The 8,201-nt window shown below is 72.1% G+C and carries 8 protein-coding genes and 1 pseudogene; 6 read left to right on the plus strand and 3 right to left on the minus strand.

Features of this window, described 5'->3' with window-relative positions:
• The first annotated feature begins 1 nt into the window (after position 1).
• The 5 genes and pseudogenes from cysC to ACYSUO_RS28020 all read left to right on the plus strand — a co-directional run bounded on the left by cysC (position 2) and on the right by ACYSUO_RS28020 (position 4,174).
• Entirely contained in the window at positions 2–568 is a 567-nt protein-coding gene (gene cysC / locus ACYSUO_RS28000) for an adenylyl-sulfate kinase (RefSeq protein WP_461779012.1), read from the plus strand.
• The gene (gene cysD, locus ACYSUO_RS28005; protein WP_461779013.1) at positions 565–1,512 is read left to right on the plus strand and encodes a sulfate adenylyltransferase subunit CysD; all 948 of its coding nucleotides are present in this window, start codon (positions 565–567) and stop codon (positions 1,510–1,512) included. The genes cysC and cysD overlap by 4 nt, the downstream gene beginning before the upstream one ends.
• Positions 1,513–1,514: 2 nt before the next feature.
• Complete coding sequence (locus tag ACYSUO_RS28010) at positions 1,515–2,864, plus strand: sulfate adenylyltransferase subunit 1 (protein ID WP_461779014.1); 1,350 nt, start codon at positions 1,515–1,517, stop codon at positions 2,862–2,864.
• 22 nt (positions 2,865–2,886) lie between these two features.
• Positions 2,887–3,426, plus strand: a pseudogene (locus tag ACYSUO_RS28015) (ABC transporter permease); the annotation flags it as partial.
• A gap of 7 nt (positions 3,427–3,433) precedes the next feature.
• A complete protein-coding gene (locus ACYSUO_RS28020) occupies positions 3,434–4,174 on the plus strand; it encodes a sirohydrochlorin chelatase (RefSeq protein ID WP_461779015.1) in 741 nt (246 codons plus the stop codon).
• A 13-nt stretch (positions 4,175–4,187) separates the two neighbouring features.
• On the opposite strand, the gene ACYSUO_RS28025 is transcribed toward ACYSUO_RS28020, so the two are convergent.
• Positions 4,188–5,174, minus strand: a complete 987-nt coding sequence (locus tag ACYSUO_RS28025; RefSeq protein WP_461779016.1) for an ArsR/SmtB family transcription factor — start codon at positions 5,172–5,174, stop codon at positions 4,188–4,190.
• 76 nt (positions 5,175–5,250) lie between these two features.
• On the opposite strand from ACYSUO_RS28025, the gene ACYSUO_RS28030 reads away from it, so the two are divergent.
• Positions 5,251–6,510, plus strand: a complete 1,260-nt coding sequence (locus tag ACYSUO_RS28030; protein ID WP_461779017.1) for an MFS transporter — start codon at positions 5,251–5,253, stop codon at positions 6,508–6,510.
• A 12-nt stretch (positions 6,511–6,522) separates the two neighbouring features.
• Here ACYSUO_RS28030 and ACYSUO_RS28035 read toward each other — a convergent pair whose 3' ends face one another.
• Both ACYSUO_RS28035 and ACYSUO_RS28040 read right to left on the minus strand, forming a co-directional pair.
• Entirely contained in the window at positions 6,523–7,107 is a 585-nt protein-coding gene (locus ACYSUO_RS28035) for a TIGR03086 family metal-binding protein (RefSeq protein ID WP_461779018.1), read from the minus strand.
• Between the two features lie 55 nt (positions 7,108–7,162).
• Entirely contained in the window at positions 7,163–8,176 is a 1,014-nt protein-coding gene (locus ACYSUO_RS28040) for a ketopantoate reductase family protein (RefSeq protein WP_461779019.1), read from the minus strand.
• Positions 8,177–8,201 lie beyond the last annotated feature (25 nt).

Genomic DNA, 8,201 nt, shown 5'->3' on the forward strand with positions numbered 1-8,201 from the left:
CATGAACGAAACACGGACTTTGGAGAACCAAGTGACCGGAGCCACGATCTGGCTCACGGGTCTGCCGTCCGCCGGCAAGACCACCATCGCGTACGAGCTGGCGAACACGCTGCGCGCCGAGGGCCGCAAGGTCGAGGTGCTGGACGGCGACGAGATCCGCGAGTACCTCACGGCGGGCCTCGGCTTCAGCCGGGAGGACCGGCACACGAACGTCCAGCGCATCGGCTACCTCGCCGAACTCCTCGCCCGCAACGGCGTGTTGGTGCTCGTCCCGGTCATCGCGCCGTACGCGGACAGCCGCGAGGCCGTCCGCAAGCGCCACCAGGCCGGCGGCACCGGATACCTGGAGGTGCACGTGGCCACGCCCGTGGACGTGTGCTCCGTACGCGATGTGAAGGGCCTGTACGCCAAGCAGGCGGCAGGTGAGCTGTCCGGCCTTACCGGCGTCGACGACCCGTACGAGGCACCCGAATCGCCCGACCTGCGCATCGAGTCGCAGAACCAGACCGTGCAGGAGTCCGCGGCAGCGCTCCGTGCGCTGCTCACCGAGAGGGGTCTCGCCGCATGACGACCGTAGCTTCTTCCGTCTCCGAGGGCTCCGAGGAGACCGACAGCCCTTACGCGCTGAGCCACTTGGACGCCCTTGAGTCCGAGGCGGTGCACATCTTCCGCGAGGTGGCGGGCGAGTTCGAGCGGCCGGTGATTCTCTTCTCCGGCGGCAAGGACTCCATCGTCATGCTGCACCTGGCGCTGAAGGCGTTCGCCCCGGCCGCGATCCCCTTCTCGCTGCTACACGTGGACACCGGGCACAACTTCCCCGAGGTCATCGAGTACCGCGACCGCACCGTCGAGAAGCACGGGCTGCGCCTCCACGTCGCGTCCGTGCAGGAGTACATCGACGCCGGCAAGCTGCGCGAGCGTCCGGACGGGACCCGTAACCCGCTCCAGACGGTGCCGCTGACCGAGAAGATCCAGCAGGAGAAGTTCGACGCCGTCTTCGGCGGCGGCCGCCGCGACGAGGAGAAGGCCCGCGCCAAGGAGCGCGTGTTCTCCCTGCGCGACGAGTTCTCCCAGTGGGACCCGCGCCGCCAGCGCCCCGAGCTGTGGCAGCTCTACAACGGCCGGCACGCGCCCGGCGAGCACGTCCGCGTCTTCCCGCTGTCCAACTGGACCGAGCTGGACGTGTGGCAGTACATCGCCCGCGAGAACATCGAACTGCCGCAGATCTACTACGCGCACGAGCGCCCGGTCTTCAAGCGCAGCGGCATGTGGCTGACCGCCGGCGACTGGGGCGGCCCGAAGGACGACGAGTCGGTCGAGACGCGACAGGTCCGCTACCGCACCGTCGGCGACATGTCCTGCACCGGCGCCGTCGACTCCGACGCCACGACCATCGACAAGGTCATCGCCGAGATCGCCGTGTCCCGGCTCACCGAGCGGGGCGCCACCCGCGCCGACGACAAGATGTCCGAGGCCGCGATGGAAGACCGCAAGCGCGAAGGGTACTTCTAGACATGAGCACCACCACCTCCGCCGCCGAAGAGCTGGCCGGGCTTTCGGCGACGACCCTGCTGCGGTTCGCCACGGCCGGCTCGGTCGACGACGGCAAGTCCACGCTCGTCGGCCGCCTGCTGCACGACTCCAAGTCGGTCCTGACCGACCAGCTGGAGGCCGTCGAGCTCGCGTCGCGTTCGCGCGGCGCCGCCGAGCCCGACCTGGCGCTCCTCACGGACGGCCTGCGCGCCGAGCGCGAGCAGGGCATCACGATCGACGTCGCGTACCGCTACTTCGCGACCCCGCGCCGCCGCTTCATCCTCGCGGACACGCCGGGCCACGTGCAGTACACGCGGAACATGGTGACCGGCGCGTCCACCGCCGACCTCGCCGTGGTCCTCGTCGACGCGCGCAACGGCGTCATCGAGCAGACCCGTCGGCACGCCGCCGTCGCCGCGCTGCTGCGTGTCCCGCACGTCGTCCTCGCCGTGAACAAGATGGACCTCGTCGACTACGAGGAGCGGGTCTTCGCGAAGATCGCCGAGGAATTCACCGCGTACGCCGGGCAGTTGGGCGTTCCGGAGATCACCGCCATCCCGATCTCGGCGCTCGCGGGCGACAACGTCGTGGAGCCGTCCGCCAACATGGACTGGTACGGCGGCCCGACGGTCCTGGAGCACCTGGAGACGGTGCCGGTCAGCCACGACCTCACCAGCTGCCACGCGCGCCTGCCCGTCCAGTACGTGATCCGCCCGCAGACCGCGGAGCACCCGGACTACCGGGGCTACGCGGGGCAGATCGCGGCCGGTACGTTCCGCGTCGGCGAAGAGGTCACCGTGCTGCCCTCAGGTCGTACGTCGAAGATCACCGGAATCGACCTGCTGGGCACGGCGGTCGACGTCGCGTGGACGCCGCAGTCGATCACCCTCCTTCTGGAGGACGACATCGACATCTCCCGCGGCGACCTGATCGTGCCGAGCCACGACGCGCCCGCCACCTCGCAGGACATCGAGGCGACGGTGTGCCACGTGGCCGACACCCCGCTCGTCGTCGGCCAGCGGGTGCTGCTCAAGCACACCACCCGTACGGTCAAGGCGATCGTCAAGGAGATCCCGTCGCGGCTCACGCTCGACGACCTCTCCCAGCACCCCGAGCCGGGCCGGCTCGTCGCCAACGACATCGGCCGGGTCAAGGTGCGGATCGCCGAGGCGCTCGCCATCGACTCGTACGCGGACTCGCGGCGCACGGGCTCCTTCCTGCTGGTCGACCCGTCGGACGGTACGACGCTCGCGGCGGGCATGGCCGGCGAGTCCTTCGCCTCGGCCGAGGATCCCAAGGCGCTGGTGGACGAGGAGGGTTGGGACTTCTGAGTCCCGAGTCGGCATGAACCCGAGCGCCTGGCTGCCGAGCACGCTCCCCGGATTCGTCTGGACGAGCGTCTCGCGCGGGCTGCTCGGCTTCCTGCTCGCCCTGGCTGTCGGCACGCTGCTCGGGCTCGCCGTCTCCCGCGTGCGGTTCGTGCGGGAGACGGTCGGCCCGGTGCTGTCGGCCCTGCGGTGGCTGCCGTCGGTGCTGTGGGTGCCGGCCGTGGTGCTGTGGCTCGGCCTGGGCGACCCGGTGATGTACGGGGTGATCCTGCTGGGCGCGGTCCCCGCGATCGCGGCCGGCGTCGGGACCTCGCCGCCCGCCTACCTTGCGGGGCTCAAGCAGGGCTGGGCATTCACGTGGCGCGCACTGCTGGCGGCACAACTGATCGCCTCGGCGCCGGGCCTCGACCGTTTCCAGGGAAGCGAACACTCCGCCTCGTCCATGCCGATGACGTTCCTCGCTGTCCTCCTCGCCCTGACCGTCGGCATCGCCGTCGACCTGTTGATCCTCAGCCCGTTGGAGCGGCGCGCACTGCGCGGCCGCGGACTCCTCGTCAAGAACTGAGCGACCGATGAGCCACTCCCCCGCCCTTCTCGTCATAGCCCACGGCAGCCGCGACCCGCGCCATGCCGCGACCGTGCACGCCCTCGTGGGCGAGGTCCGGGCACAAAACCCTGGTGTGCGGGTGGAGACGGCGTTCCTGGAGTTCAACGTCCCTTCGGTACATGGTGTGTTGGAGTCGCTCGCGGCGGACGGCGTACGCGACGTGGTCGCCCTCCCCCTCCTCCTCACCCGCGCCTTCCACGCGAAGACGGACATCCCCGCGGTGCTGCGCGAGGCGCCCCGCGGGATGCGCATCCACCAGGCGGACGTCCTCGGCCCCGACCCGCTCCTGGTGTCGGCCCTCGAACGGCGCCTGTACGAGGCGGGGTTGACCCCCGCCGACAAGCCCACGACCGGGGTCGTCCTGGCCTCGGCGGGCTCCTCCGACCCGGAGGCGATCGCAGTGATCGCTGAAATCGCGCGGGAGTGGCGGCACACCGGTTGGTGCGCCGTGCGGCCTGCGTTCGCCTCCGCATCTCAGCCGCGCACGGAGGACGCCGTGCGCGAACTGCGGGCCCTCGGCTGCGAGCGCGTGGCCGTCGCCCCCTACGTCCTCGCACCGGGCCGCCTCCCGGACCGGATCGCGGCGGGCGCGGCGGACGCGGATGTCCTGGCTGATGTGCTGGGGGCCGCGCCGGAGGTGGCGCGGGTACTGATGGCCCGTTACAAGGCGTCCCTCGTAAGGCAATTGGTGGCCGTCAGCGCCTGAACCGGGCCCACACTCACCCACACAGCTGCTCCCCCAACTCGCTGCGCGCATACCGCACGCTCCGCCCGCTGCGCGTACGCAGCAGAAGCCCGGCGTCGTACAGGATCGACAGATGCTGGCTGACCGCGCCCGGGGTGACGTCGAGGCGGTGGGCGAGTTCCGTGGTCGACGCGGGTTCCGCGAGCAGTCGCAGGATGCGGGCGCGGGCCGCGCCGAGCAGGCGGGTCAGGGCCTCGCTGGTCGCGGGCGGCGGGGCCTCGGAGATGGTGGCGCGGCCGCGGGCCGGATAGCTGAGCAGCGGCGGAAGGCCGGGGTCGATCATGGTGTGCGCGCCGTGGCAGAAGAGCGTGGGGACGAGGACGAGCCCGCGGCCCTCGATGGGGATGTCGGCCCCGGGCCAGGCGCGGAGGCTGTCGCTCTGTACCAGGGTGAGCACGTCGCCGTCCCAGGAAAGCCGCCGGTCGAGACTGGTGAACAGGCCGCCCACGCCCGCGTCCGCGAGCACCTTGCCACGGTAGGTGAGATCGGCCTCCAGGACGGACTGCACACGGGGCCACCAGTCCGGGGCGAGACACTCGTGCCAGTAGGCCTCAAGGGCGTCGGCGATGCGGTGGCGGAACGCGGCCGGGTCGGCGAGCCCCTCGCGCAGCACCTGCGGCAGGCTGTCCGCCACCGTGTCGTAGGCGGCGGTGAATTCGGCCTCCAGGGTCTCGGGCGGCACGCCACGGATCCGGGCGAGCTGCGCGGCGAACGCGGGGCGCGGGCGCTCGGGGCGCGGGGTGAGGTAGTCCGGTATCCACAGGTGCGGTGCGACGAGGGCGCCGAGCAGTTCGGTGTCGAGGCGCCGGAAGGCCGGGGCGAGGCGGCGCAGCCAGGGCCGCTGGTGCGGATAGCGGGCGGGGTCGCGCCAGCAGCGCAGCGAGTACACGGCCTCCTGGAGGGGCGAGTACGCGAAGGACGTACGGGCGAGGTCGCCGACGACGAACCGGAACTCGATCACGGCGCACCGCCCTTCCACCCTTTAGCGCCACGCTAAAGAAATGTCGCGGCGCCCGGAACCCCGCTTCCCTGTGGCCATGACCACTTCACCACCCCGCCCCACCGGTCCCACCACACGTTTCGCCGGAATGCTGCCGACCGTGCCGGTGCTGCGCAGGCTGTCCCTGCTCACGCTCCTCAACGCGTTCGGGCGCGGGCTGTTCTTCCCGGTCAGCGTCCTGTACTTCACGCGGTTCGTGGGCCTGAGCGCGACCTCGGTGGGCGTGGGGCTCTCCGTGGCCGGGGTGTTCGGGCTCGCGGCGGGGGTGCCGGCGGGGCGGGCGTCGGACCGGTGGGGGCGGCGGCCGGTGCTGACCGGGCTGTGGATCGGGTGCGGCGCGGCGCTCACGGCGTACACGCTGATCGGCTCGTACGCCTCGTTCCTGATCACGGCGATCTGCTACGCCACGCTCAGCCAGGGCAGCATGGGCGTGCGCAACGCGCTGTACGCGGACGTGCTGCCCGCCGGGGAGCGCGTCGAGGGCCGGGCCCATCTGCGGATGGTCACCAATGTGGGCATGGGCGTGGGCGGCGCGTTCGGCGCGCTGGCGCTGCAACTCGACAGTCGGGCCGGCTACACGGCGCTGATCCTCCTCGACGCGGCGGCATTCGTCGGCTCCGCGGTGATGGTGCACCGGCTGCCGGGCGGTGCGGGGCGGCGGCCGGGGGCGGACACCCCGGCGGAGAGCCGGTGGCGGGCGGTGCGCGATCTGCCGTTCCTGGCGGTGACCTTCCTGAACGCCGTACTGGCCCTCCAATACAGTCTGTTGGAGGTGGGGCTGCCGCTGTGGATCGCGCAGCACACCGAGGCGCCGACGTGGACGGCGGCGCTCGTCATGGTCCTCAACTGTGTGCTGGTGGCGCTGTTTCAGGTGCGGGCGACGCGCGGCGTGGAGGATCTGCCGGGTGCGGTGAAGGCGATGCGGCGCTCGGGGCTGCTGCTCGCGCTGTCCTGCGCGTTCTTCGCGTTCTCGGCGGGGGCCTCGCCGCTGTGGGCGCTGGGCATTCTGGTAGTCGGCGCGGTGGTGCAGGTGTCCGCCGAGGTGTTGCAGGCGGCGGGCGGCTGGACCGTCGGCTACGGCCTGGCGGACTCCCGGGCGCAGGGCGTCTACCAGGGTGTGTTCAACTCCGGGCAGGCCGCGGCGACGATGGCCGCGCCGGCCCTCGTGACGGTCACCGCGATCCGGCACGGCACTGCGGGCTGGGCCGTGCTCGGGGTGCTGTTCGTGGTGGCGGGGCTCGGGGTGGGACCCGCCGTGCGGTGGGCACGGCGGGACTCACAGTGGCGCGGCGAGTGAGCCCGGCCTCCGTCAGCGCGGGGCGCGGCCGCTGAGGGCGAGGGCCTTCGCGTACACGGAGGCGTCGTCGCTCACGTCGACGGGCGCGGCGAAGCCCTCGTACTGGCGGTACAGCTCGGCGTTCGCCTCCACGACCTGGAGGAGCAGGGCCGCCGCGCCGTCCGAGACGCGGAACTCCTGCCCGGTTGCGGTGGCCACGTCCCAGCCGTGCAGGACGAGTTCGGCCCACAGCAGCGCGGCGACCTCGGGTGCGGGCTGCTTGGCGAAGCCGAGGTCGATCTCGCCCTCCCAGACGGCCGGTTCGGCCCAGGCGGCGACCGCACGGTCGAGGTCGGCGGCGTAGGTCGCCGCCCAGTCCTCGTCGGCCGTGAGGTCGCGGGCGGTCAATTCCTCGGGCAACTGGGTGCGCAGGGCCCGGTGTTCCATGCCGTGCGAGGTGTACACGGTCCAGTGGTTCACGAGCGTCCGCACGTCCCAGTCGCCGCAGCCCGAGGCCGCGTCGAGCCGGTCGGGCTTGACGCCGGCCGCGACGCGCGCGGCTTCGGCGGCGCTCTCGGTGAGGTACGGGTACACGGTGTCCATGCGGAGTTCGTTCATGCCGACGACGCTATGGCGACCGTTACCCGCTCCTCTTGAACAAACGCGACAGGCTCTACGGCGCGCAGCGCGCGTCCACCGCCGCGACGAGGTCCGCCACGCTCGTCTCCCCGGCCGAACGCCCTTGCCGAGCCGCCTCGTTGGCGAGTTCCTGGAGGACGTCGTTGACCGGTGTCGGCACTCCGTGCAGGCGGCCGAGCAGGGCGATCTCGCCGTTGAGGTAGTCGGCCTCGATGCTGCCGGCGCCGCGCTGGAGGGACTGCCAGGAGGAGCCGCCGCCGCGCGGGGCGCCGTCGAAGGGCTCGAAGCGGATCTTGTCGGCGCGGGCGGCCTTCTCCTCGTCCGGGCTCGCGTACGCGACACCGGCGGCGTCGAGCACGGCCTCGCCCTCGGCGCGGGCCCGGCGGAACAGGGCGAGGGCCTCGTCGCTGGTGAGCACCCCGGATACCGCCTCGATCGCGTTGGCGAGGTTGGCGAGGAGCTTGGCGTACTTCCAGCGCATGACGTCGTCGACGACGGGCGCTTCGAGGAGCCCCTTCTCCAGGTCGCCGGAGATCGCCCGCGCCGTCTCGTCGCTCCCCGACGGGTAGCGGCCGAGGTGCAGCATGCCGGAGAGCGGGGCGCCCTGGGCGCGGACGACGCCCGGCTCGACGAACGTGGCGGGCAGCCACACGCACATCCCGTACACGCGCTGGAAGGTGCGCAGGGCGAGCCGCTCGCTCTCCACCCCGTTCTGCGCGCAGACGAGGGGCAGCCGTCCGGCCGCCGTGCCGCCGCCCTCGACGGGGCGCGGCCCCCACGCGGCGAGCGCCGCCGCGCTGTCCTGCGTCTTCACGGCGAGGATCAGCACGTCGTCGGCGCGCAGCGTGCCGAGCGCCTCCGGGCCGTCCACGACCGGGAGTTGATGGGTGTGCGGGCCGTCCGGCGTCTCGACGCGCAGGCCCTTGTCGCGCAGCGCCTCGTACTGGCTGCCGCGCGCGACGAGCACGACGTCACCGTGCCCCGCCTGCGCGAGCCGCCCACCGATGACGCCGCCGACCGCTCCTGCTCCGATGATTACGTAGCGCATACACCGACCTTTTCACGGACGTGCC

The sequence above is a fragment of the Streptomyces sp. UC4497 genome (assembly GCF_054871485.1).